Origin of the sequence: Nostoc favosum CHAB5714 (assembly GCF_020829495.1) — a bacterium.
In the GTDB taxonomy this organism is placed as follows: domain Bacteria; phylum Cyanobacteriota; class Cyanobacteriia; order Cyanobacteriales; family Nostocaceae; genus Nostoc; species Nostoc favosum.
The window spans coordinates 1-25,137 of record NZ_JAIVFQ010000094.1 but is presented as its reverse complement, the minus strand read 5'-3'; the positions used below and the strand labels follow the sequence as shown (position 1 = coordinate 25,137).

Genomic DNA, 25,137 nt, shown 5'->3' with positions numbered 1-25,137 from the left:
CTGCGCTATCGCTAACGCTGCGCTATCGCTAACGCTGCGCTATCGCTAACGCTGCGCTATCGCTAACGCTGCGCTATCGCTAACGCTGCGCTATCGCTAACGCTGCGCTATCGCTAACGCTGCGCTATCGCTAACGCTGCGCTAACGTAATTCGTAAATTTTGTTTTGTAATGGGGATTTAACCCCAACACAAAACTTGCTTTTTTATTGAACCGGGGACTTAAACCCACGGAACTAGTTAAGCATAATACCCGAAACCCCACCCCGCAAAAGCTACGCTTTCGCTCCCCTCCTGCTTGCGGGGAGGGGTTGGGGGTGGGGTTCTTTTATTATGGGTAACTTGGCGGACATGATATAAGTTGCAAAATAAGCGAAAACAATAAATTATAATATAAAAATAATAGTCTCCATAGATAATAATTTATATATTAAAAATTATTCATATAGTTAAGGAAAATAGATAAATTTTTCCTTATACATCTAATCTGATATTCGTTTAATAAATCCAGACTCCAAGTGACCAATTCAACTTGAAAGGCTGTAAACTGATTTCAACAAGGTGAATGATACCTCTGCACCACACTAGAGCAGAGCCAATAAATTAGCCGAGTTGTTATATAGGTAGCTCTGTCATTGATGAAATGACTGCGGTTGCTTTGCAAAATATAGCTTAATCATTAGTAGCGCAATAAACATAACGTTTTTTGCCTAAATTGCCATAGCTATAAAAAATAAATTTTACGTTGAAAGGAGATATTATGACAGAATTTTTTAATCAAATTTCCCGTCGCAAATTTATATTCACTGCTGGAGCATCGGCGGGTGCTGTATTCCTTAAAGGCTGTTTGGGTAATCCCCCTGAAAACCTGACTGGTGGAAGCACTCAAGCACAACCAACTGCTCAATCTGTTGTTAATATTAGTCCCGAACAAACACCAGAAACTACTACAGTCAAGCTGGGATATATTCCCATTGTAGAAGCGGCTCCTTTAATTATTGCTAAAGAAAAAGGCTTTTTTGCAAAGTATGGTATGACTAATGTTGACCTTTCTAAACAAGCTTCTTGGGGTGCAGCCAGAGACAACGTAGAAATTGGTTCTGCTGGTGGTGGTATAGATGGCGGTCAATGGCAGATGCCAATGCCACATTTAATCACAGAAGGTTTAATTACCAAGGGCAATCAAAAAATTCCCATGTATATATTATGCCAATTGATTACACATGGAAATGGAATTGCGATCGCAAACAAGCACCAAGGCAAAGGTATTAGTTTACAACTCGCCAGCGCTAAGTCCCTATTCACGGAATTAAAATCCTCAACACCCTTCACAGCGGCATTTACCTTTCCCCACGTCAACCAAGATTTGTGGATTCGCTACTGGTTAGCAGCAGGCGGCTTAGATCCAGATGCAGATGTCAAGCTGCTGACAGTACCTGCGGCGCAAACTGTCGCCAACATGAAAACAGGAACAATGGATGCCTTTAGTACAGGCGACCCCTGGCCTTATCGTCTGGTTCAAGACAAAATTGGCTACGTAGCAGCATTAACCGCAGAAATTTGGAAAAATCATCCTGAAGAATATCTTGCCATCAGAGGCGATTGGGTCGATAAAAATCCCAAGGCTACCAAAGCAATTTTAAAAGGAATTATGGAAGCCCAACAGTGGTTAGATAATTTTGACAACCGCAAAGAAGCGGCTCAAATTCTGGCTGGACGAAATTATTTCAATCTTTCTTCACCAGAAATTCTGGCAGATCCATACCAAGGCAAATATGACATGGGTGATGGTCGCAAAATTGATGATAAATCAATGGCTGCTTACTACTGGAAAGATGAAAAAGGTAGTGTTTCTTATCCCTACAAGAGTCACGATTTATGGTTCATAACTGAAAACGTTCGCTGGGGATTCTTACCAAAAGATTACCTAGACAATAACGCTGCTAAGGCTAAGGAACTTATCAACAAGGTAAACCGCGAAGATATTTGGAAAGAAGCGGCCAAAGAAGCTGGTATTCCTGCTGCTGATATTCCTACAAATACATCCCGTGGTGTAGAAGAGTTTTTTGATGGCATTAAATTTGACCCCGAAAATCCAGAACAATATTTGAAGAGTCTCAAAATCAAAAAGGTCAGTGTTTAGAGACGCGATTAATCTCTTGTAGAGACGCGATGAATCGCGTCTAGATATCTCATTCATCGCGTCTAGATATCTCATTCATCGCGTCTAGAGATATCGATTATTTACAAAAGACAAATAACAAGTAAAATTTGAGGAGAATACAGCATCATGACACTCGCCCAAAAACGCTCTGCAAGTCCTAGATTGAGTAATGGCTTTATATCCAGCCTGCAAAAACAATTTCCTGATCTTATACCTCCAACGATCGCCATCGCCATCTTCCTGATTATCTGGCAACTCTTCGCTTGGACTCCAGGAGCCACATTACCAGGGCCAATACAGGTTATCCAAGACACTTGGGTTTTGATTTTCTGGCCCTTTTATGACCGAGGTGGCATTGATAAAGGTCTATTTTGGCAGATTCTCGCTAGTCTGCAACGGGTTGCTATCAGTTATACCCTAGCTGCGATCGTTGGTATTGGCTTAGGCATTTTGATTGGTGTCAATAAAACAATGTCCAAAGCTTTAGACCCCATCTTTCAACTACTGCGGACTGTACCACCTCTAGCTTGGGTTCCGATTTCTTTAGCAGCTTTACGACAAAACGAACCAGCCGCCTTATTCGTAATTTTCATCACCGCCATTTGGCCCATCTTAATTAACACTGCTGTCGGCGTAACCCAAATTCCCCAAGATTACAACAACGTCGCCAAAGTTCTGCAACTTAGCCGCAAAGAATATTTCACCAATATTTTGATTCCTGCGGCATTACCCTACATTTTTACCGGCTTGAGAATTGCGATCGGTTTAGCTTGGTTAGCGATTATTGCCGCCGAAATCGTCATGTCCGGTATTGTCGGAATCGGCTTTTTTATCTGGGATGCCTATCAAAATAACAACGTCAGCGAAGTGATTTTAGCTCTAGTTTATATCGGCGTTGTCGGCTTGGTGCTAGATAAAATGATGGGTTGGCTGCAAAACAAAATTTTGCCAGCAGAGCAGAAATAGTCATTAGTCATTTATAAAAAACTAAGGACTAGGGACTGTTTTCAAACTCGAAGATCCCCCCTAACCCCCCTTAAAAAGGGGGGAAAAGAAACTCTAAAAGCCCCCCTTTCTAAGGGGGGTTGGGGGGATCTTCAAAGACTAGGGTGCTTAAAGAGAGGTTTGAAAACACAACCTAATGACTAGATACCAAGGACAAGTGACGAAAGACAAATGACAAAGGACAAATGACAAAGGACAAATAAAGTATGTTTGTAGCTGTTGATCAAATTGACAAAGTTTTTAACTTAACAGGTGGCGGACAATATATTGCCCTCAAAGGAATCGACCTCCAAATTAAAAAAGGAGAATTTGTCTCTCTTATTGGTCACTCCGGTTGCGGTAAATCCACCTTATTAAATATGATTGCGGGTTTGGATTTGCCAACTGAGGGTCTTGTCACCTTAGAAGGACAAAGAATCACCAAACCCGGCCCAGACAGGATGGTGGTGTTCCAAAATTATTCGCTATTACCTTGGCGGACGGTAAGAGAAAATATTGCCCTCGCCGTGGACTCGGTAATGAAAGGTTTACCCCCAGGCGATCGCAACGCCATTATCGAAAAACATATTGATATGGTAGGTTTGCGTCCCCATGCTGATAAACAACCAGGAATGTTATCAGGTGGACAAAAGCAGCGAGTTGCGATCGCCCGCGCCTTAGCGATTCGTCCTAAATTACTGCTGCTAGATGAACCCTTTGGCGCATTGGATGCACTCACTCGTGGCAATTTGCAAGAACAACTCATGCAAATTTGCGAAGAAAATCAAGTTACCGCCGTGATGGTGACCCATGATGTAGATGAAGCGGTGCTGTTATCTGACAGAATCGTGATGCTGACCAACGGCCCCGAATCTAAAATCGGCGACATTTTAGAAGTGGATATTCCCAGACCCCGCAAGCGGATGGAAGTAGTAGAACATCCCAGCTACTACAGCTTACGGAGTGAGATGATTTACTTCCTCAATCAGCAAAAACGCATCAAGAAAATTCGGGCGCGGAAAACTGCCGACATTGCCCGTCATGGATTAGAGAAAGTTAACCTAGAAATTGGCTTTTTACCTCTAACCGCTTGCGCCCCCTTAGCAGTTGCTAAAGAAAAAGGCTTTTTTGTCAAGCATGGTTTAGATGAAGTTAACCTGGTGCGGGAAAGCAACTGGCGGGGTATTGTCGATGGCATAACTGGTGGTTATTTAGATGCAGCTCAAATGCCTTCAGGGATGCCGATGTGGCTAACTTTGGGAGGACATAATAACCAACCCCTCCCTGTTGTCACCGCCCTTACCATGACTCGCAACGGTAACGCCATCACCTTGGCAAAACACTTTTACGACCAAGGCGTGCAAACCTTATCAGACTTCAGAAATCACCTGATTCTCACCCGCGAACAACGGCACACAATGGGGGTAGTGCATCCCGCTTCTATGCACAATTTGCTGTTGCGTTACTGGCTAGCGGCTGGAGGAATTGACCCCGATAGCGATGTGGATATGAAGACTATTCCCCCAGCGCAGATGGTAGCTGACTTAAAAGCCGGAAGCATTGATGGTTACTGCGTAGGTGAACCTTGGAACTACCGTGCTGCTGTGGAAAATGTCGGCTTTACCATCGCTACCGACTTAGAAGTTTGGCTGGGACACCCCGGTAAAGTTCTTGGTGTGCGGGAAGATTGGGCAGAAAATTATCCAAATACGCACATTGCCTTAACCAAAGCTTTGTTAGAAGCTTGTCAGTATTGTGCAAATCCCGAAAATGCCCAAGAGATTCGCCAAATTTTAGCAGGGCGAGAGTACGTCAGCACTGATTTAGAATACATTCAACTCGAAGATCCAGATAATCTCACCTGTGACTTAGACCATCCGTTGCGAGACTATGCCCATCACCAGTTTTATTCTGAGTCTGCCATTAACCGCCCCAGTCGCACCGAACAAATTTGGATTATGAGTCAATTGGCGCGTTGGGGTGACACTCCCTTTCCCAGAAATTGGGTAGAAGTTGTTGAACGGGTGTGTCGAGTGCGTGTTTTCAGCACCGCCGCACGAGAATTAGGTTTGGATATTAGCTATATTCGCCAACCGATCAAACTGTTCGATGGTACTCCCTTTAACGCCGACGATCCGATCGCTTATCTCAACAGTTTGAAAATTAAACGTGATTTTTCAGTCGCGGAAGTTGTTCTTGATGCACCGAGAAGGAGACTCGCCTCATAAAAAAATCGTGAGAGAAAGAGGGAGTGGAAGAAGTAGCACATCACGCGCGAGGCTTTGAACTCCTTTAATGAGGCTTTGAACTCCTTTAATGAGGCTTTGAACTCCTTTAATGAGGCTTTGAACTCCTTTAATGAGGCTTTGAACTCCTTTAATGAGGCTTTGAACTCCTTTAATGAGGCTTTGAACTCCTTTAATGAACCTCTGAACTCCTTTAATGAACCTTTGAACTCCGTCAAGTTATATCTTGCATCTGCCTATCCCGCCTGAGAATAAATTCTCTTTTCTTATAGCCCAAGTCCACTCAAGTGGACTAAAACCCTTACTTAGTCTTCTAAAGAAGACTTTAGCTATAAGCCTCAGAATTCATTCTGAGGCGGTCGTGGGAACTGGTGCAAGTTCTGAGTCAACGAATCTTTGAACTTTAACATTAAGTTTTTTAATCCCCAAATCGCCATGCAAAACCGCAATTTGACAGCTACCAACATCGCTACAAACACACTGGGAAAAGCATCCGCCACTGCAACCACCAGCCGCAGACCTTTCCTAGAAATTAAAGATGTTACCAAAGTTTATCCGACAAAGAAAGGCCCCTTCACCGTACTCGACGGCGTTAACCTCAACGTCGAACAGGGCGAGTTTATTTGCGTCATCGGCCACTCTGGCTGTGGCAAATCGACACTGTTAAATATGGTATCCGGTTTTAACTTTCCCACCTCCGGGCAAGTGTTACTGGAAGGAGAACCAATCACCAAGCCAGGCCCAGACAGGATGGTTGTTTTCCAAAACTATGCCTTGCTACCTTGGCGAACTGCTTTTGAAAACATCTACTTAGCTGTTAACGCCGTTTATCCCAACAAACCACAAGCCGAAAAAAGAGCGATCGTGCGCGATCATCTAGCAATGGTGGGACTGGCTGATGCAATGGAAAAGAAACCAATGCAAATGTCCGGCGGTATGAGACAACGGGTTTCCATCGCCCGTGCTTTGGCGATTCGTCCGAAAGTTTTAATTTTAGATGAACCTTTTGGGGCGCTGGATGCCATTACCAAAGAAGAGTTACAGGAAGAATTGCTAAAAATTTGGGGCGATAACCGTTGTACAGTGCTGATGATTACCCACGACATCGACGAAGCACTATTTTTAGCAGATAAATTGGTAATGATGACCAATGGCCCTCATGCAAAAATTGGCGAAGTTATGGAAATTCCGTTTTCTCGTCCACGCGATCGCGCCCTGATTATGGAAGATCCACAATACTACCAACTACGTAATTATGCCCTAGACTTCCTCTTTAATCGCTTTGCCCATGATGATGTAGGTTAAGCTCATATCTTGTACTATTCTCAATTGGCAATCCTAGCCCGCCTTGCACTCGAAGTGCAAGGCTAATAGCTAAAGTCCACTCAAGTGGACTGAAATTCTTTGTTAGTCTTCTTTTAGAAGACTTTAGCTATTAGCCTCAGAATTCATTCTGAGGCGGTTGTTGGGATTGGTGCAAGATGTCAGTTAAGCTAATCTTCTCCTAACTTCTCACTCTCAAAAATGGTTCCTTCCAGACGAGTTTACTTATTGTTGGTTTTAGGTATAGCGATGCCTACGGCGGGCTGCGCCTACGCCCCGATTCTATGCCTTTTTCTCAACATTAAAGCAGCGATCGCCATCACTTTGCTATTTGATGCGATCGTTCTCGGATTGATGGTTATAGATGGTTTGCAGGTGCGGCGTTCTCGCGTGCAAATTAGCCGCGAATTACCGTCACGATTATCCATTGGGCGGGATAATCCAGTGGTGCTAAAAGTAACATCGCCAAATGCCAACGCCCTAATTGAAATCTGCGATTACTACCCAACAGGGTTTGGCATATCTGCACCCATACTCCATGCTCTTATTCCCAGTAACAGCACCCAGGAATTGACATATACCGTCAACCCGACACAACGGGGGGAGTTTCCTTGGGGAAATATTCAAGTTCGACAGTTGGGAATTTGGGGATTAGCTTGGGATGATTGGCAAATTCCCCAAAGTCTGCGAGTGAAAGTTTATCCTGATTTAGTGGGATTGCGATCGCTCACAATTCGTTTGACATTACAATCATCAGGATCAATCCGCCAATCTCGCCAAACTGGTATTGGTACAGAGTTTGCCGAACTGCGGAACTATCGCACTGGTGACGATTTACGATTTATTGATTGGAAAGCTACCGCTCGTAGGGTTGGGGCATATAATAATGCAACGCCACTGGTGAGAGTTCTAGAACCCGAACAGGAACAAACTTTACTAATCTTGCTTGATCGCGGGCGATTGATGACAGCAAAAGTGCAGAATTTGCAGCGATTTGACTGGGGTTTGAATGCAACTTTATCCTTAGCATTGGCGGGGTTGCATCGAGGCGATCGCGTCGGTGTTGGTGTATTTGACCGCCAAATGCATACGTGGATTCCCCCAGAACGCGGTCAACATCATTTGAATCAGCTAATTGATCGCCTAACTCCAATTCAACCAGTGTTATTTGAATCTGATTACTTGGGGGCGGTGACAAATGTTGTGCAGCGTCAAACTCGCAGGGCGCTGGTAGTGGTGATTACCGACTTAGTTGATGTCACCGCTTCTACAGAACTCCTGGCTGCACTCTCCAAACTAGCACCCCGCTATCTCCCATTTTGCGTGACTCTGCGAGATCCGCAAGTTGATCGTCTGGCACACAACTTTACAGATGATGTTACAAATGCTTATGCCCGTGCAGTGGCACTAGATTTATTAATGCAACGACAAGTAGCATTTGCCCAGCTGAAACAAAAAGGTGTATTAGTACTAGATGCACCAGCAAATCAAATTGCCGATCAGGTGGTTGAGCGATATCTGCAACTAAAAGCGCGGAATCAACTTTAGCGAATTGCATTGATATCATGTCCGCATAATTAGTTATGATTCTTACAGTCATTGCACCCCGCCCCTTACTCCCCTCCCGAAGAGCGGGGAGGGGAGACAAAGCGTAGCTTTGGCGGGGTGGGGTTCTTCGGATTTAATAAGTAATCAAGCGAACATGATATGATTCATCAAATGCGAGGTGCTGAAAATAGCACCTCGCAATACTTGCCAAAAGTAGTGGAGCGCTAATCACAATTAAACAACCACAAAATTGTTTTCGGTTAGTGATAATCCAGTAGATAATTGTGCAAATTTTACCTGAGTAAATGCAGACGCACTACCATCTTGATCAAAGAACAGTCCACCTGTAACCAAGTCATAGATGAATCGTTGAGCGATCGTGGTTGCAGATACTCCGATGGTAAACTGACTAGGTGAGAGTGAAGGTGTTGCTAACCCGCCACCAAAACCAGCAACCGATACCTGAATCAACTCATCAGTGGCATTGAAATCATAAAGACTATCAACGCCTTCATTGAAACTATTGAAAGCAAAGGTATCAATACCATCTCCTCCATAGAAGATGTCATTACCGTTCCCACCTGTGAGGATATCATTATCAAAACCACCATAAAGAGTGTTATTACCTAATGCGCCATAGGCACTAAGAGTATCGTTGCCATCGCCACCATCCAACAGATTAGTGCCTGTTGAATAATCAACAATCAAGTTATCAGCACCAGCGCCACCGTTGAGGGTGTTATTTCCTAATGCTCTGCGATAGACTCCTTTGCCGAACTCGCCCTGTTCGTCGTACTCGTAGCCAGAGGCTGTGAGAGTATCATTGCCATCGTCTCCAGAGAGCAGATTATCGCCTGATGAATAGTCAACATTCAAGTTATCGGCACCAGCACCACCGTTAAGGGTGTTATTGCCAGTGGTGATATAACACCTTCCTCCGTAGCCGTAGCCATAGGTAGAGGCACTAAGAGAATCATTACCATTGCCTCCATTGAGCAGATTAGCGCCTCGTGAACAGTTAACATTCAAGTAATCGTCACCAGCGCCACCATTGAGGGTATTCGTGCCAGAGGTGTTATCAAACCTGTAGCCCTCGAAGTTAGAGGCACTAAGAGAATCATTGCCATCGCCACCAGAGAGCAGATTATTGCCTCTTGAAATGTTAGCACTCAAAGAATCGTCACCAACGCCACCGTTGAGGGTGTTATTGCCATTGGCAAGATTGACGTTAAGATAATCATTATCATCCCCACCATCCAGGAAGTTATCGCCTGTTGAATATAAAGCACTCAAGGTATCATTACCAGCACCACCATTGAGAGTGTTATTACCAGACACTTCAGGGTCGTAGTAGCCACCAGAGACACTAAGAGAATCATTGCCATTACCACCATCCAGTAGGTTATCGCCTGCTGAACTGTTAGCACTCAAGCTATCGTTACCAGCGCCACCGTTGAGGGTGTTATTACCAGACACCACATCGTAGTCACCTAAGGCCGAGAGAGTATCATTGTCATCGCCACCATCTAATAGGTTATTGCCTGTTGAAGAGTTAACGTCTAAGTAATCGCTGCCAGTATCACCAACGAGGATGTTATTCCCTTCACCACCAATGAGAGTATCATTGCCTGTACCACCGCGCAGCAAATCGTTGCCACTTAAGCCGTCGATTTTGTCATTACCGCCCTGACCAAGTAGAGTATCATTACCGATGGTTCCCATGATGTTTGTCATATTTTTTTTACCTTATTCAATCGATTGTTGGAGTAACTTTAGTTCTAAACCCTGAGTTAGTGCTGTTTTAGCGCACAAATAACTAGCCGAGAGTTGACACTTTCGGCAAGTTCTTTTATGTCACTGTTGAGGAAGAGTAATTTTTACCGAAAATTCACGCTGTTGAGCAGCTTGCAAGTTTCACACACTGTACAAATTTATGACTGTGTGGATGAACTCAAATAAGTCGTTTCAGGCTTTTTCTAATCATCCTTGATTGAATAGCAATCATTGAAAAAGCGTCGCAAAATTAAGCTGAAATGCCTGAAACTCACATTCCATACTTTAATTTTTCAATACGTAAGTTTTGCTATCTTGAAAATAGGTAAAGGGATTTTCATACCCTCATTGTGGGCTATCGCCCGTGGGTGTCTAGCTTAAAAATAGGAACATTTAAATAACACTGTAATAACCATTTGTAATAACCATATCTGAATATTTCCTGAGATGTCTATACTTAAAAACACATCTTTGCATATTCTTTATATTACTGAGTATGAATATATACGTAGATACTTCTTTTTGCGTATCTCTAACATTTTTATAGTCAAGAATTTATTTGCAGAAAGCAACAGACAAAGAGTTGTTTGAGCCGAGGCTTCCAAGGGAGAAACCTTGTTAGATGCTTGAAATAATCAAAAATACAAAATTAATCGCGGCGATCGCTTTGGTTAGGCTACGCCCACGCAGTTAGCAAAATAAAGAAAGTGTGTAGCGATGTACTGTATCTAAGTAATAATCCTTACATAGGGATATAATGTCAAAATAAATACGATAGATTTTAGTAAAAAACTTACAAATCATCCGCACAGATGCCGAAAGTTGACGAATGTAGACACGTAAAGACGCGCAAAGCGTGGCTTGGCTTATACCATTTCACTTTAAGAATGATACAAATACCCTCTTTTGGGGCAAGTCTTTGCCCATAGGTGTCAACTTAAGCTAAAACCCTCAATTTCCCGTGGTTTTAGATCCCCCAACCCCCGATAAATTGGGGGCAAAAGACTCTAGTTCCCCCCTTTTTAAAGGGGGTTAGGGGGGATCGAAAATCTAGGTAGTACATCGAAAAATTTTGAAATGCTTATCAGACTCCGCTTTCACGTTAAGTTGACACCAATGGGCAATGCCATGCCCCTACGATAAATCTATATGTATGAGGATTTTCGTGAATTGGTATTAGCTAGTAATGGAGCGCCAATCACTATTAACCATACACAAAATTGTTTTTGGTTAGTGACAACCCAGCAGATAGTTGTGCAAATTGTACCTGAGTAAACCCAGACGCACTGCCATCAAGGTCAAAGTACAGTCCACCTGTAGCGCTGTTGTAGATAAATCGTTCTTCGCTACTGGTTGCAGATGTTCCGATGGTAAACTGACTTGCTTTGAGTGAAGGTGTTGATAACCCGCCACCAAAGCCAGCAGCCGATATTTGAATCAATTCATTAGTCGCGTTGAAGTCATAAATAGTATCAATGCCTTCGATGTAATTATTGAAAGCAAAGGTGTCAGTACTAGCTCCTCCATAAAGGCTATCATTACCTTTGCCACCTTTCAGGATATCGTTACCTGCATCGCCAATAATCGTATCATTGCCATTGCTCCCCACAATCAAGTCATCGTATTGTGTACCTAAAATGTCTAATCGTTCGATATTCTTGTAACTAACTCGATTCGTGCCAGCTGTAATTGAGCCAATGTTAATAGTAGCATCGAATGTCGAAGTGATTCCCTCGGTAAGACTATAGTCGATATAAATAGGATTATAGGACAACAAATCGTCACCTGTGCCCCCATTGATCGTATCCTTAGCAGCGCTCACATATATCTTATCGTTGCCATCACCCCCATCTAGGAGATTATTGCCTGTTGAAAAGTATGTATTCAACTCATCGTCACCAGCGCCACCGTTGAGGGTATTCTTGCCAGAAGCTGGTTGGTATGAGCCGCCAGTTGGGTAGCCAGCGGCTGAAAGATAATCATTGCCATCACCACCATTGAGTAGGTTATTGCCTGTTGAATAGTCAGCATTCAAGGTATCGTTACCAACACCACCAATGAGTGTGTTGCTACCACTTATAATGTCATAATAGTTATAGACCAAAAGATAATCATTGCCATTGCCACCATTGAGTAGGTTATCGCCTGTTGAATAGTAGCCAATACGCAAGATATCGTTACCAACACCACCGTTGAGGGTGTTATTGCCTCTTGAAGCCCCAGCATCCAAGCTATCGTTACCAGCACCACCGTTGAGTAAGTTATTGCCTAAGGAGGAATTGAAGCGGTTTATTTCAGAGTCGTAGCCAGAGACCGAAAGAGAATCATTGCCACAGCCACCAGTCAGGGTGTCGTTGCCCTGGCTAGATGTAATGGTATCGTTGCCTGCAAGACCCTTAATCGTATCTGCTAACTCGCTCCCCACTAGCGTATCATTACCATTGGTTCCAATGATATCTGCCATAACTTTTACCTATTTGAATCGATTTTTTTAGTAACTTCAGTTTTCAACCTTGAGTTTAGTACTGTTTTCGGTTATAAAAATTCGCCTCAATTTGACGTTTTCAGCATACTTTACACGCCACCCTTGAGAAACAGTAATATTTCTTGAAAATTCACCTTATAAAAAGGCTTGTACATAGTAAACTATTCTCCGTAGGTGTCTAGCTTGAAAATAGAGAACATCTCAATAGCCTCAAAATAATTACATAGTCAATATCTTACTTAGATGTCCATACTTAAATAAGCGTCTTTGCATACTCTTCACATTATTTGCCGATAAATGTATATACAGATACTTAACTTTGTATATTCTTCATATTGTTTTAGTTTCTAGGCAATAATTTCCAGAAAGGAGTAGGCAAATGTTTAAATAAGTGATACAAAATACATATTTGAACGGTACGATGCCTGTGGTTTTTGCTAGCCTACGCCTGGCAATATCTTATATCTGTGCAAAAATCGCTATAGGTTACTAAAATTACAACCGCAGAGATGATCCGATTTAGCCAAGAACACTTGCAAACTATCCGCACCCATGCCGAAAGCACCTATCCAGAGGAGTGCTGTGGTATAATTTTGGGCTATCTGGCTAATGGGGGTAAAGTTGTGGTAGAAGTCATACCAACAGAAAATGCCTGGAATACAGAAGCGGCGGCTGAATTTGCAGGGGAACGCACAGCAGAAAGTAAAAGACGGCAATATGCGATCGCACCTGAAGTTATGTTAAAAACACAAAGGGAAGCACGCGACAGATCGCTCAACATTATCGGCATTTTTCACTCCCACCCAGATCATCCTGCTATCCCTTCAGAATGCGATCGCCTATACGCTTGGCAAGGATACTCGTATATAATAGTTTCCGTCCAAAACGGCAAAGCTGGAGAACTCCAAAGCTGGAGCTTTGATGATACTCATCATTTCCAAGCAGAGGCAATTGAAAATATAATTTAACGGCTTAGTTTAAAGACGCATATCGTTTTTCGATAGGATTAATATTCCGTCCCAGATCATAACTGCTATGCTAAATCCCAATCTGGATGAAATCCAGTTGACCAAAGACGATTACGAACGCTACTCCCGACACCTGATTTTGCCGGAAGTAGGGCTAGAAGGACAGAAGCGCCTGAAAGCTGCCAGTGTCCAGTGTATCGGTACAGGTGGACTAGGTTCACCATTACTTTTATATTTGGCGGCGGCGGGTATTGGACGTATCGGGATTGTCGATTTCGATGTTGTTGATACTTCCAATCTGCAACGCCAAGTAATCCACGGTACATCCTGGGTAGGTAAACCTAAGATTGAATCGGCAAAAAACCGCATTCACGAGATTAACCCCTATTGTCAGGTTGATTTATACGAAACCCGTCTAACTTCCGAAAACGCCCTGGAAATCCTTCAACCTTACGATATCGTCGTGGATGGTACTGATAACTTCCCCACGAGATATCTAGTTAACGACGCTTGCGTATTGCTAAATAAGCCCAACGTCTACGGTTCAATTTTACGCTTTGAAGGGCAAGCTACTGTATTTAACTACCAAGGTGGGCCAAATTATCGTGACCTTTTCCCAGAACCACCACCACCAGGAATGGTTCCCTCTTGTGCAGAAGGTGGCGTATTGGGAATTTTGCCAGGAATTATTGGTTTAATTCAAGCAACGGAAACTGTCAAAATCATTTTGGGACAAGGTAATACCCTAAGTGGACGGTTGCTGCTATACAACGCCTTAGATATGAAATTCCGGGAGTTGAAGCTGCGTCCTAACCCAATTCGCCCAGTGATTGAAAAACTGATAGACTACGAACAATTCTGCGGAATTCCACAAGCTAAGGCAGAGGAGGCTAAACAGCAGATGGAAATGCAAGAAATGACCGTTAAGGATTTGAAGGAGTTGCTTGATAGTGGTGCGAAGGATTTTGTACTGCTAGATGTCCGCAACCCCAATGAGTACGACATTGCTAAAATTCCTGGTTCAGTGTTGGTACCCTTACCAGACATTGAAAATGGCAATGGCGTTGCGAAGGTGAAGGAAATATTGAACGGGCACCGCTTAATTGCTCATTGTAAGATGGGCGGGCGATCAGCAAAAGCCCTCGCTATTCTCAAAGAAGCTGGAATTGTTGGGACGAATGTCAAAGGCGGAATTACCGCTTGGAGTAAAGAAATCGATCCTTCTGTTCCAGAATATTAAAAACGCAAAGTAACGCGGAGGTTTAACGCAGAGGTACGCAAAGTTATTCTCTGCGTACCTCTGAGTTTAAAACCTGACTTTCTTAATTACGAATTACGAATTAGCTATGGGTTTAATCTGACCCAGCAAACTGTGCAGTTTTTCGCCTTCAATGACCTCTGTTTCTAAGAGTTGAGTAGCGATCGCTTCTAGCAAGTCTCGGTTCTGTCTAAGAATCTCTAGGGCTTGTTCGTGGGCTGTTTCCACGATTTCCTTGACTTCGCTATCAATAGCTTTCGATGTGTCTTCACTCACCGCCCGCCGAGGATTAGCCGCACCATTACCCAAGAACATTGATTGTTGTCCTTGTTGGTAAGCCAGTGGCCCTAAGACTTTGCTCATACCATAAGTTGTTACCATCCGTTCTGCCAAGTCAGTTGCTCGTTGCAAATCGTTGGAAGCACCTGTTGTAATACTGTTAAACACAATCTCTTCGGCGGAACGTCCACCTAACAGAGTCGCAATCTGACCCCGCAGTTCATCTTCATTCATCAAAAAGCGGTCTTCAGTTGGTAATTGCAGAGTGTAACCCAAAGCTGCCATTCCACGGGGAATAATCGAAATCTTTTCTACGCGACCGTTTCCTGTTGTTAGCGCCCCTACCATTGCGTGACCGACTTCATGGTAAGCAACAATCTTTTTCTCAGTCTCGTTCATCACTCGACTCTTCTTCTCTAAACCGGCGACTACCCGCTCAATTGCTTCGGCAAAGTCTTCTTGAGCAACACTTTGACGGAGATTGCGAGCTGCTAATAATGCCGCTTCATTCACCAAGTTTGCCAAATCTGCACCAGCAAAACCAGGAGTACGAGTAGCGATCGCTCTTAAATCTACATCATCTCCTAATTTTACCTTTTGAGCGTGAATCTTGAGAATTGCTTCCCGACCAGATAAATCGGGACGGTCTACCAACACTTGGCGGTCAAAGCGGCCTGGACGCAGCAATGCAGAGTCAAGGCTTTCGGGGCGGTTGGTAGCTGCTAGTACAATCACCGTTGCATCTCCAGCTGCAAACCCGTCCATCTCCGTTAGTAACTGGTTGAGGGTCTGTTCTCGCTCATCGTTACCACCGTAGAAGCCATTACTGCTACGAGACTTACCGATCGCATCCAATTCATCTATGAATACAATACAGGGAGCCTGTTTCTTTGCTTGCTCAAACAAATCCCGCACTCTGGAAGAACCTACACCGACAAACAATTCTACAAACTCCGAACCAGAGATACTGAAGAATGGAACTCCTGCTTCTCCTGCTACGGCTTTCGCTAAAAGTGTCTTACCAGTACCCGGAGGGCCAACCAACAACACACCTTTGGGAATCCTAGCGCCAATTTGCGTAAATCGTGCCGGAGTCTTGAGGAAATCCACAATTTCTACTAACTCAGTTTTCGCTTCTTCTACCCCAGCCACGTCTGCAAAGGTGATTTTAGCTGATTCGCCTTCAACGTAAACTTTAGCTTTGCTTTTACCAATGGAAAGCGCACCTTGTGGGCCACCGCCACCACCACGGGCGAGAAAAAACTGCCAAATACCAATAAAAATTAGTGGTGGAATCACCCAACTTAAAAGGGTTGTAAACCAAGTATTCTTGGGTGGAGGTGTAGCAGCGAATTCAACTCCCTTTTGTTCTAGCAGTTTGGGTAACTCTAAATCAAAGATTGGTGTCGTTGCAAACACCTGGGGCGGCTCGGCATTTTCTGCTTTTAGTTGGTAGATGATCTGGTTTTGACCAACGGAAACGCGGCTAACTTCCCCTTCTTGTACTTGATGAATAAATAAGCTATAGGGAACACCAGTCGGGCCAGAAGCAAATAAACCAGGCAAAAATAAATTTAAGAGCAAAAATAGCCCTGATACTGCCAGTAATATATTAGCAATGATCCGAAACCGAGGTGACTTAGGCTGTTCTTTAATTGGCATTGATGTTACTAATCCTTAAAATGAAAACTGTTGAAAATATGACTTTCTCAGAAAGTCTGTTATTTACCATCCAAATAGTTGAAGCAGCAGCTTATACTGTTTCCAACCAATCAAAGATTTGGGCTAACTGATCCAGTGTTACCAGTCCATACTGCCAGAGGGTCATAGCCAGAAAGTTGGGGGTCTGCTCACAATGTCGCAATGCAAGAGAAATTGCTCCACCAGAAATACCCAACTCTTGTTCTAAAAAATGCACCAATTTATCTGTAGCTTTCATAACAATGTTAATTAAATCTTATTTCTGACTTAGCTCAAGAAACTTGATTAAACACCAGTCAAGATTTCCAAAGCTATAAGAGACATAAACGCAATCACCGCCAAGCGACCATTGAGTTTTTCGGCATACTTAGTCAAACCAAGCGTATATTCTTGCCTGATGTACATCCGAGGTGCTGGCGTACCCGCCCAAACTAGGCGATGGGTTACGCGCAGAGTCGTTAAATTTGTCTTTATCCTCAAGGATATTACCGCTTCTCATAATTTCTCCCATCTAGCAATGTTTGCAGCGTTTTTTTATTTATGTAACTAAACTTAACAATTAAATTAATCTTTGGGAACTAACGAGCAAATACGGTTTACCGTACTCAAAGAGTTAACACGACTCGAAATGAGAAAACTTTAGTGAAGAGAATGCTGTCAAAGAAGACGCAGAGATTCTGAGAGACAAAGATAAATCTCCGTGTTCGTTTCCATATCTCCGTGTTATGTTCATTTTTCACCAATGATTTATATCTTTAGATAGATACGTACACAATCTGGAGAGAGCAATATCTACGATAGTCACTGAGCTTGTCGTTCGCGCAGCGTCTCGTAGAGAAGTGCGGGCTACGCTTACACAAAAACTTTACTTTGCACGTTATAAAGTTAACTATAACTTTACCAGATTTACATTTAGCCTATTGACACTACTTACATATTCATAAGAGTATCTAAGTGTTTTAAAAGATATCAAAGTATTTTAAAGATTTAAAAGTCAAGTCCTTTGACTAAATGATACCCAAAGACTGCTACTAACATAATTTTTAATTGAATTTCTTAATTAGGAATTACGAATTATCATGTGCAGTCAAATTTTAGAGCGTAGCAATAGCGATCTGTCTACGACACTGTGAATGAGCGGTTATTCTACAAACCCAAAGCCTATAGCGGTTCCCATTCAGATGCGGTACAACATTACATTACCAAGTGTAGGGGCAAGTCTTTGCCCATTGGTGTCAACTTAACGTGAAACCCTTGCAATGACGTTATATCAAGCCTACTCAATTACTAATTATGCCCTCGCAACCCCACTCCGCTTTTGTCTAGCGACAAAATCTCCCCTCCCCGTGAACGGGGAGGGGATTAAGGGGAGCCAGTGCGGTCTTGGGGTTCACCTGCGTGGAGCCGGATAGCGTGTGGGGTAAAACGCCTGTGGGATAAGCGTTTTAGCTTAAGTTGACACCAATGGGCACTGCCGTGCCCCTACGGGTGTACCTCACATAAACGAGAACCGCTATACCTGGTTGTGGAAGTAGCAGTCAATTGGCAGTTCTTAAATAGTGCAAGTCATCGAAGGGGACAACGGGAAACTCTATCCCCTTGTCTCCCCCTCCACTTGTCCCTTGTCTCTTCATTGACACCAATGTACATCTGTGCGCCCCTACTTGGAACACGGAACTTCAAGCTTAGAACCTTAAAGCCCACTCCCTGACTAAGAATAAATAAACACAGGAGAAAATCATGGCTAATTCATCATTCAATTTCGTTAACCTCTCTGACTTGAATGGCACGAATGGCTTTTTAATTAACGGCATTGCAGCACTTGACAGCTCAGGCCGGTCTGTCAGCAATGCGGGGGACATCAACAACGATGGCATTGACGACCTGATTATTGGGGCAGATGGTGCCTCCCCCAACGGCAACTCTCGTGCAGGGCAAAGCTATGTAGTTTTTGGGGTCAAGAATCTGGGCAGTGGCGGCACCTTCAACCTCTCTTCTTTGAATGGCACTAATGGCTTTTTCATTAACGGCATTGCAGCAGATGACTGGTCAGGCTCCTCAGTCAGCAATGCGGGGGACATTAACAACGATGGCATTGACGACCTGATTATTGGGGCACAATATGCCTCCCCAACGGCAACTTTTCTGCTGGGCAAAGCTATCTAGTGTTTGGGGGGACGAATCTGGGCAGTGGCGGCACCCTCAACCTCTCTTCTTTGAATGGCACTAATGGCTTTTTCATTAACGGCATTGCAGCATATGACGGCTCAGGCACCTCAGTCAGCAATGCGGGGGACATCAACAACGATGGCATTGACGACCTGATTATTGCGGCACAATATGCCTCCCCCAACGGCAACTTTTCTGCTGGGCAAAGCTATGTAGTGTTTGGAGTCAAGAATCTGGGCAGTGGCAACACCCTCAACCTCTCTGATTTGAATGGCACTAATGGCTTTATAATTAACGGCATTGCAGCAAATGACTACTCAGGCTCCTCACTCAGCAATGCGGGGGACATCAACAACGATGGCATTGACGACCTGATTATTGCGGCACGAGGCGCCTCCCCCAACGGCAAAGATTTTGCTGGGCAAAGCTATGTAGTGTTTGGGGGGACGAATCTGGGCAGTGGCGGCACCCTCAACCTCTCTTCTTTGAATGGCACTAATGGCTTTTTCATTAACGGCATTGCAGTAAATGACGACTCAGACTGGTCACTCAGCAATGCGGGGGACATCAACAACGATGGCATTGACGACCTGATTATTGGGGTACGAAGTGCCTCCCCCAACGGCAAAGATTTTGCTGGGCTAAGCTATGTAGTGTTTGGGGGGACGAATCTGGGCAGTGGCGGCACCCTCAACCTCTCTGACTTGAATGGCACGAATGGCTTTTTCATTAACGGCATTGCAGCAGATGACTACTCAGGCTGGTCAGTCAGCAATGCGGGGGACATTAACAACGATGGCATTGACGACCTGATTATTGGGACACCTGTTGCCGACCCCAACAGCAACTCTGATGCTGGGCAAAGCTATGTAGTGTTTGGGGGGACGAATCTGGGCAGTGGCGGCACCTTCAACCTCTCTTCTTTGAATGGCACGAATGGCTTTTTAATTAACGGCATTGCAGCAGATGACTACTCAGGCACCTCAGTCAGCAATGCGGGGGACATCAACAACGATGGCATTGACGACCTGATTATTGGGGCATTTGGTGCCGACCCCAACGGCTATCAGAGTGGGCAAAGCTATGTGGTGTTTGGGGGAACGAATATTCCTAGTAGCAACACCTCTGTCAACCTGACTGGAACTCCCGGTGCAGATAACTTATTTGGTACACCTAGCAACAATATCATCGATGGGTTAACTGGTGACGATACCCTAACAGGCAACGGCGGTCAAGATAAATTTTTTATTCGCCAAGGCGATCGCAATGACATTATCACCGATTTTGGTGGCGTTGGTAAAGGTACAAATCCTTCAGCAAAAGTCATTGCAAATTTTGACACTTTGCAATTTACAGGTAATGGTTTAACTGCCCAAAATCTGCAATTAACTCAAAATGGTAATAATTTAGAAGTTACCTTTGAAAATGTAGGTTCTACCAAAGTCATTCTGCAAAACTTCAAATTAGAAAACCTCGATAATCTGCCTGTTTTTGAAGTAAGCCCTGCGATTGGCAATATTCTGTTTGATGGGCAAAGCAACATCGCTGACAGCTTTGATGTCTTGAATGCCAACTCTACTCAAGCTAGCATTTTCAACAAAAACACTGTCACCTTCCTCAATGACTTAAACAATAACATCGCAGGTTTTGATAATTCCAATGATGTGATTAATGGTCAAGGGGGTAATGATATTATCAATGGCTTGAGTGGCAATGACTTGTTGCGGGGCGGGTCAGGCGATGATATTCTCATCGGTGGAGAGGGCAATGATACTTTTGTGGGTGGTGTAGGCAATGATATTCTCATTGGTGGTGTAGGTTCTAACAAATTCCTTTACAACACCGATGCTGCTTTTGCCGTGACTGCTGTTGGTGTAGATGCGATCGCTGACTTCAACAGTTCCCAAGGTGATAAGATTATCCTAGATAAAACTACTTTTAGTACTATTACTTCAACTGCGGGAACAGGTTTTAGTAATGCCAGTGATTTTAAAATCACTTCTTCAGGGGCGGCTAGCACGGCGAAAATTATCTACGACGCTTTTCGTGGACAGTTGTTCTACAACCAAAATGGCAGTGTAGCAGGTTTTGGTAGTGGCGGTCTATTTGCAACTCTCACTGTTGCGCCAACTCTGAGTGCATCAGATTTTGTCGTGCAAGCGTAGGAGCATACGGATGTTATCTGTGTCAACATCAATAGGGTAGCACAGCGCTTACCCTACTTCCGTGTGTTGAATTTATATGAAAACAGCTATTAGACATCTGTTAGAAATTAAATTCATTTTTTTAATATCCAACACCTAAAATAAACGTATTTCTATTCTCTAGCAATGACAATATCGTTAGACTTAATGACTGCATAAGCTTCTTTTCCCTCAGATAGTTCCAACTCTTCTGCGGAAGCTCTTGTGATAATCGAGGTTAATTCTACTTTATGAATAATCTCCAAAGTCACCTCACTATTAACTGCTCCATAAACAACTCGTTTAACGACACCTTTAAGAATATTGCGAGAGCTAACTTTTAGTGATTTCTTTTGAATACTACTTTCTATGTTAGGTTTTTGAGTGTAGTAGATATCTTCCTGTTTTTCCTGATGAATTGGTGGTGATATCGGTGCTGATGAGTGCTGATTAAGGCTACGCACGAGTTCCCGCAGAATCTCAGTCTTAGTGCGTTGAGACTGTTCGCAGAACTCTTCCAGAATCTTTCGCTCGTCCTCTGAGGTTTGAAATGTGACCCATCCTTGTTCTTTTCTTGGCATAATGTTATCAATTTTAGTTATTCTTGGTATGATTCTACCAAGTATCAATTAGATGTGTTGTTTTAAGAAAAATATTTTTTCTGGAAGGATTTTCTTCATTTTTATAGAGAACTCATCAACTAATCTCATACATTTAACTACATAAATATTTATTTTTTGTAGGGAAAAAACAATTTGTTACTTAATATTAAGTGAGATCGCTATTTTATACCAATTGAGTTGGTATAAAGTTTATGCTAGCTTAATTTGGGATCAAAATTATGATTATCTGCAAGCCTTTCTGTCGTGATATCATCACTGATGAACGCTACATCTTGCAATCTAAACAGGGAAATCAAAGATGTCCGCCACAAATTCTCCACCCCAACTGAAACGAGAATTAGGGGCGGTAGCAATTGGCGCAATTGTTGCCACCTGTATTTGTAGGCATAGCGATCGCTCTGCTGGTACTGTTGGTTCATTAGGGGTATAAGGGTATAAGGGTATAGGGGGTATAGCGTTGTCCGAGGATTGAAACCTCGCCCAACGCGGTCGTCCCAAGGGATGGGGCAAAAACCAGAGAGGTTGTTGGGGAAGCGTCTTTTTCCCTACACTCCTACCACCATGCAACCCCTACACTCGCCCCAACGGGGCTGGTAATGTCAAAACTAGCTGGTCGTTTAGTGCCTTTAGTGTTTTGATCTATTACACAATTACCAGCTTTGCCGCACTATCAACTCCAGCCATTTGATGATGCCAAAATAGAAGAGTTTATTAAATAATTCGTAATTCGTAGTTCGTAATTCGTAATTAAGTTTTGTAATGGGGATTTAACCCCAACACAAAACAAAATTTTTATTGAACCGGGGGACTTAAACCCACGGACAGGAGTTAATCGTTGGTACGACAGAAAATTGAAAATTAAGCCTTAACGCGGCTTATTGAGCGAATCACTAACTTGAGTACCTGTATAATTGGGAACCCAACCTTCTGCGTTAGCGCAGCCCGCCGCAGGCATCGCAAAATAGCGTATCCCTTTGAAATTCAACGATGCAGTTGGGCTGCACCAATGCTCAACGCCGGCGGGAATGTAGAGATAATCTTGTGCCTGAACTAAAAGCTTTACCTGACTGCCATTAGGTCGCACAAAGCCATAAATCATTTTTCCTGCTAACACGTAGAGGGGTTCAGCCGCAGGATGCCACTATTCCGACTGACAAACCGGGGAATGGGGAATAAGGGAACTCCAAGAAATAAAAACAACCGCTTGAAGTTGTTGACTGTTGACTGTTGACTGTGAACAGTGGGATATTTTTTTATTTGGAAGTCCCTAATACCATTTCTTTGTGAGGCTGCGCCAAACCCTTTTAACTTCTTTCTTTCTTTCTTTCTTTCTTTCTTTCTTTCTTTCTTTCTTTCTTTCTTTGTGTCCTTTGCGTCCTTTGCGGTTCGTTTCTCTTTCTTCTTTCTTGTACTTAAATATGGTTTAGCGCATCTTCATACAGAATTGGTATAACTAATTGCCAATGCCCACCCACAAAATAAATTTATCGCCAGAATGATGTTCATTGATACCACTAGCATTTAAGCTAGTACGGGTGAACTATATCCAGCATGGAATGTCTGACTTAATTCTGTTTTGGCATCGGCGCGATTTACGCATTTCTGACAATACGGGACTGGCTGCGGCAAAACAACAGAGTCCGAAAGTGGTGGGCGTGTTTTGTCTTGATCCGAATATTCTGGAACGGGATGATGTTGCTCCTGTGAAAATAACTTATATGATTGGCTGTTTGCAGAAACTCCAAGAGCGATATGCTCAAGTTGGTAGCCAGTTATTAATACTCCACGCCAATCCTGTACAAGCGATACCAGCTTTAGCAGAAGCAATAAATGCCAAAGCTGTTTTTTGGAATTGGGATGTAGAACCTTATTCGCAAGAACGCGATCGCACCGTTATAAATGCGCTCAAAGAAAAAGGCATTCAGTTTCTTAACCAAAACTGGGATCAAATCCTCAATTCCCCAGAGCAATTACGCACCGGTAGCAATCAACCTTACACGGTTTACACCCCCTTCTGGAAAAATTGGATTACCAAACCGAAAGCGAACCCAGTAGAAACACTGCAAAATGTTGAGGGATTAACAGAAGCTGAACAGGAAATTGCTAAACTTGCAGGAGCCTTAACGCTACCTTCAGCCAAAGATTTAGGATTTATTTGGGATGGAGAATTGATTATTTCACCGGGAGAGGCGGCGGCGCAAGAACGGCTAGAGGAATTTACTGCTAAAGCTATTACTGAATACCAAGAACAGCGAAATTTCCCCGCAGTTGATGGAACATCACAACTGAGTGCAGCTTTAAAATTTGGCGTAATTGGCATTCGCACCGTTTGGCAAGCCACGATACAAGCACTAGAAAACAGCCGCAGTGAAGAAACAGCAGTTAATATTCGCACATGGCAACAAGAATTAGCTTGGCGGGAGTTTTATCAACATGCAATGTATAACTTCCCCGAATTAGCTGATGGTGCTTTCCGCGACACCTTTAAAAACTTTCCTTGGGAAACTAACGAAGAACATTTCCAAGCTTGGTGTGAGGGGAGAACTGGCTATCCCATTGTAGATGCAGCAATGCGCCAGATGAATGAGAGTGGCTGGATGCACAACCGTTGTCGAATGATTGTCGCCAGTTTCCTTACCAAAGACTTGCTAATTAATCCCCAATTGGGAGAAAAATACTTTATGCAGCACCTGATTGACGGTGATTTATCTGCCAATAATGGCGGTTGGCAATGGAGCGCTTCTAGCGGCATGGACCCTAAACCTGTGCGGATTTTCAACCCAGCCAGTCAAACACAAAAATTTGATCCAGAGGGGGAATATATTCGGCAATGGGTGTCAGAATTACGGTCTGTAGATACAGAATATTTAGTTACTGGTAAAATTCCATCTTTAGAACGTCATGCTGTTGGTTATCCTGAACCTATTGTGGATCATAGAATGCAACAACATCAGTTTAAACTGCGTTATCAACAGCAAAAAACCCTTGGTAGTGGTGAGTAAAATTGTGAGTTTTTTAATGTTTATTTCATAGTATGTCTGGCTAATCAACCCTCTTTCAAAAATGTTCGTAGCCAGAACTTCAGTTCTGATTTTGTTCGCATAGCATCTCGTAGTAAGGACTTTAGTCCTTTCTACAAACCAAAGTTTTTATTAGTAAAAAATATTTGATACATCAATCATGACTTTTCAAACATCCTCTAAGGATTAAGTTGCACATCGCGTAAAATCTATCAATTGTAGCGACTGTTTTAAAAGTCAAGCGTAGGCGTAGCCCGCACCTGTGTACTTGATCGCGGTGCGACAAAGTTTGAAGTACCTCAACACGACTTTGAAGTACCTCAACACGACTTTGAAGTACCTCAACACGACTTTGAAGTACCTCAACACGACTTTGAAGTACCTCAACACGACTTTGAAGTACCTCAACACGACT

Annotated in this window: 18 protein-coding genes and 1 pseudogene; 11 read left to right on the top strand and 8 right to left on the bottom strand. The window is 43.3% G+C overall.

What is annotated here, in order from left to right; translation table 11 throughout:
* Positions 1-758: 758 nt before the first annotated feature.
* From LC586_RS32725 to LC586_RS32700, 6 genes are all read left to right on the top strand, one after another.
* Entirely contained in the window at positions 759-2,141 is a 1,383-nt protein-coding gene (locus LC586_RS32725) for a CmpA/NrtA family ABC transporter substrate-binding protein (RefSeq protein ID WP_229489626.1), read from the top strand.
* Between the two features lie 147 nt (positions 2,142-2,288).
* Positions 2,289-3,128, top strand: a complete 840-nt coding sequence (ntrB, locus tag LC586_RS32720; RefSeq protein WP_229489625.1) for a nitrate ABC transporter permease — start codon at positions 2,289-2,291, stop codon at positions 3,126-3,128.
* A 245-nt stretch (positions 3,129-3,373) separates the two neighbouring features.
* On the top strand, positions 3,374-5,374 hold the full coding sequence (locus LC586_RS32715; protein WP_229489624.1) for an ABC transporter ATP-binding/substrate-binding protein: 2,001 nt from the start codon (positions 3,374-3,376) through the stop codon (positions 5,372-5,374).
* A gap of 54 nt (positions 5,375-5,428) precedes the next feature.
* Complete coding sequence (locus LC586_RS32710; RefSeq protein WP_229489623.1) at positions 5,429-5,641, top strand: hypothetical protein; 213 nt, start codon at positions 5,429-5,431, stop codon at positions 5,639-5,641.
* Positions 5,642-5,827: 186 nt separating this feature from the next.
* Positions 5,828-6,697: a nitrate ABC transporter ATP-binding protein gene (locus LC586_RS32705; protein ID WP_229489622.1), complete on the top strand. Its 870-nt coding sequence runs from the start codon at positions 5,828-5,830 to the stop codon at positions 6,695-6,697.
* 219 nt (positions 6,698-6,916) lie between these two features.
* Positions 6,917-8,263, top strand: coding sequence for a DUF58 domain-containing protein (locus LC586_RS32700; protein ID WP_229489621.1), 1,347 nt, complete (start codon positions 6,917-6,919; stop codon positions 8,261-8,263).
* A gap of 234 nt (positions 8,264-8,497) precedes the next feature.
* Here the strand turns inward: LC586_RS32700 and LC586_RS32695 are convergent, their stop codons facing one another.
* The gene (locus tag LC586_RS32695) at positions 8,498-9,997 is read right to left on the bottom strand and encodes a calcium-binding protein (protein WP_229489619.1); all 1,500 of its coding nucleotides are present in this window, start codon (positions 9,995-9,997) and stop codon (positions 8,498-8,500) included.
* Between the two features lie 1,243 nt (positions 9,998-11,240).
* Complete coding sequence (locus LC586_RS41265; RefSeq protein WP_306423310.1) at positions 11,241-12,500, bottom strand: calcium-binding protein; 1,260 nt, start codon at positions 12,498-12,500, stop codon at positions 11,241-11,243.
* 530 nt (positions 12,501-13,030) lie between these two features.
* Between LC586_RS41265 and LC586_RS32680 the strand changes: the two genes are divergently transcribed.
* Positions 13,031-13,489, top strand: a complete 459-nt coding sequence (locus tag LC586_RS32680) for a M67 family metallopeptidase (RefSeq protein ID WP_229489617.1) — start codon at positions 13,031-13,033, stop codon at positions 13,487-13,489.
* A 67-nt stretch (positions 13,490-13,556) separates the two neighbouring features.
* Positions 13,557-14,729: a molybdopterin-synthase adenylyltransferase MoeB gene (gene moeB, locus LC586_RS32675; RefSeq protein WP_229489616.1), complete on the top strand. Its 1,173-nt coding sequence runs from the start codon at positions 13,557-13,559 to the stop codon at positions 14,727-14,729.
* A 93-nt stretch (positions 14,730-14,822) separates the two neighbouring features.
* On the opposite strand, the gene ftsH4 is transcribed toward moeB, so the two are convergent.
* The 3 genes from ftsH4 to LC586_RS32660 form a co-directional block, all read right to left on the bottom strand.
* Positions 14,823-16,688, bottom strand: coding sequence for an ATP-dependent zinc metalloprotease FtsH4 (ftsH4, locus tag LC586_RS32670; protein ID WP_229489615.1), 1,866 nt, complete (start codon positions 16,686-16,688; stop codon positions 14,823-14,825).
* 91 nt (positions 16,689-16,779) lie between these two features.
* Positions 16,780-16,965, bottom strand: coding sequence for a DUF2949 domain-containing protein (locus tag LC586_RS32665; protein ID WP_229489614.1), 186 nt, complete (start codon positions 16,963-16,965; stop codon positions 16,780-16,782).
* A 47-nt stretch (positions 16,966-17,012) separates the two neighbouring features.
* A complete protein-coding gene (locus LC586_RS32660) occupies positions 17,013-17,207 on the bottom strand; it encodes a CAB/ELIP/HLIP family chlorophyll-binding protein (RefSeq protein WP_229489627.1) in 195 nt (64 codons plus the stop codon).
* Between the two features lie 1,260 nt (positions 17,208-18,467).
* On the opposite strand from LC586_RS32660, the gene LC586_RS32655 reads away from it, so the two are divergent.
* Both LC586_RS32655 and LC586_RS32650 read left to right on the top strand, forming a co-directional pair.
* Positions 18,468-18,893: an integrin alpha gene (locus tag LC586_RS32655; protein WP_229489613.1), complete on the top strand. Its 426-nt coding sequence runs from the start codon at positions 18,468-18,470 to the stop codon at positions 18,891-18,893.
* Positions 18,893-21,061, top strand: coding sequence for a beta strand repeat-containing protein (locus LC586_RS32650; protein WP_229489612.1), 2,169 nt, complete (start codon positions 18,893-18,895; stop codon positions 21,059-21,061). Before LC586_RS32655 ends, LC586_RS32650 begins: the two co-directional genes overlap by 1 nt.
* Positions 21,062-21,213: 152 nt before the next feature.
* On the opposite strand, the gene LC586_RS32645 is transcribed toward LC586_RS32650, so the two are convergent.
* From LC586_RS32645 to LC586_RS32635, 3 genes and pseudogenes are all read right to left on the bottom strand, one after another.
* Positions 21,214-21,660, bottom strand: coding sequence for a TOBE domain-containing protein (locus tag LC586_RS32645; protein ID WP_229489611.1), 447 nt, complete (start codon positions 21,658-21,660; stop codon positions 21,214-21,216).
* 236 nt (positions 21,661-21,896) lie between these two features.
* Positions 21,897-22,121 carry a hypothetical protein gene (locus tag LC586_RS32640; protein WP_229489610.1) on the bottom strand — a complete coding sequence of 75 codons (225 nt, stop codon included), beginning with the start codon at positions 22,119-22,121 and terminating at the stop codon, positions 21,897-21,899.
* Between the two features lie 446 nt (positions 22,122-22,567).
* Positions 22,568-22,840: pseudogene (locus tag LC586_RS32635) on the bottom strand (cupin domain-containing protein); the annotation flags it as partial.
* A 418-nt stretch (positions 22,841-23,258) separates the two neighbouring features.
* Here LC586_RS32635 and LC586_RS32630 point away from each other — a divergent pair.
* Positions 23,259-24,704 carry a deoxyribodipyrimidine photo-lyase, 8-HDF type gene (locus tag LC586_RS32630; RefSeq protein WP_229489609.1) on the top strand — a complete coding sequence of 482 codons (1,446 nt, stop codon included), beginning with the start codon at positions 23,259-23,261 and terminating at the stop codon, positions 24,702-24,704.
* The last annotated feature ends 433 nt before the right edge of the window (positions 24,705-25,137 follow it).

Coding starts and splice junctions, on each gene's coding strand:
- LC586_RS41265 (WP_306423310.1), bottom strand. CDS start 12,500: ATGGCAGATATCATTGGAACCAATGGTAATGATACGCTAGTGGGGAGC.
- LC586_RS32655 (WP_229489613.1), top strand. CDS start 18,468: ATGGCTAATTCATCATTCAATTTCGTTAACCTCTCTGACTTGAATGGC.
- LC586_RS32715 (WP_229489624.1), top strand. CDS start 3,374: ATGTTTGTAGCTGTTGATCAAATTGACAAAGTTTTTAACTTAACAGGT.
- LC586_RS32725 (WP_229489626.1), top strand. CDS start 759: ATGACAGAATTTTTTAATCAAATTTCCCGTCGCAAATTTATATTCACT.
- LC586_RS32640 (WP_229489610.1), bottom strand. CDS start 22,121: ATGAACCAACAGTACCAGCAGAGCGATCGCTATGCCTACAAATACAGG.
- LC586_RS32680 (WP_229489617.1), top strand. CDS start 13,031: ATGATCCGATTTAGCCAAGAACACTTGCAAACTATCCGCACCCATGCC.
- ftsH4 (WP_229489615.1), bottom strand. CDS start 16,688: ATGCCAATTAAAGAACAGCCTAAGTCACCTCGGTTTCGGATCATTGCT.
- LC586_RS32630 (WP_229489609.1), top strand. CDS start 23,259: ATGTCTGACTTAATTCTGTTTTGGCATCGGCGCGATTTACGCATTTCT.
- LC586_RS32695 (WP_229489619.1), bottom strand. CDS start 9,997: ATGACAAACATCATGGGAACCATCGGTAATGATACTCTACTTGGTCAG.
- ntrB (WP_229489625.1), top strand. CDS start 2,289: ATGACACTCGCCCAAAAACGCTCTGCAAGTCCTAGATTGAGTAATGGC.
- LC586_RS32705 (WP_229489622.1), top strand. CDS start 5,828: ATGCAAAACCGCAATTTGACAGCTACCAACATCGCTACAAACACACTG.
- moeB (WP_229489616.1), top strand. CDS start 13,557: ATGCTAAATCCCAATCTGGATGAAATCCAGTTGACCAAAGACGATTAC.
- LC586_RS32645 (WP_229489611.1), bottom strand. CDS start 21,660: ATGCCAAGAAAAGAACAAGGATGGGTCACATTTCAAACCTCAGAGGAC.
- LC586_RS32665 (WP_229489614.1), bottom strand. CDS start 16,965: ATGAAAGCTACAGATAAATTGGTGCATTTTTTAGAACAAGAGTTGGGT.
- LC586_RS32700 (WP_229489621.1), top strand. CDS start 6,917: ATGGTTCCTTCCAGACGAGTTTACTTATTGTTGGTTTTAGGTATAGCG.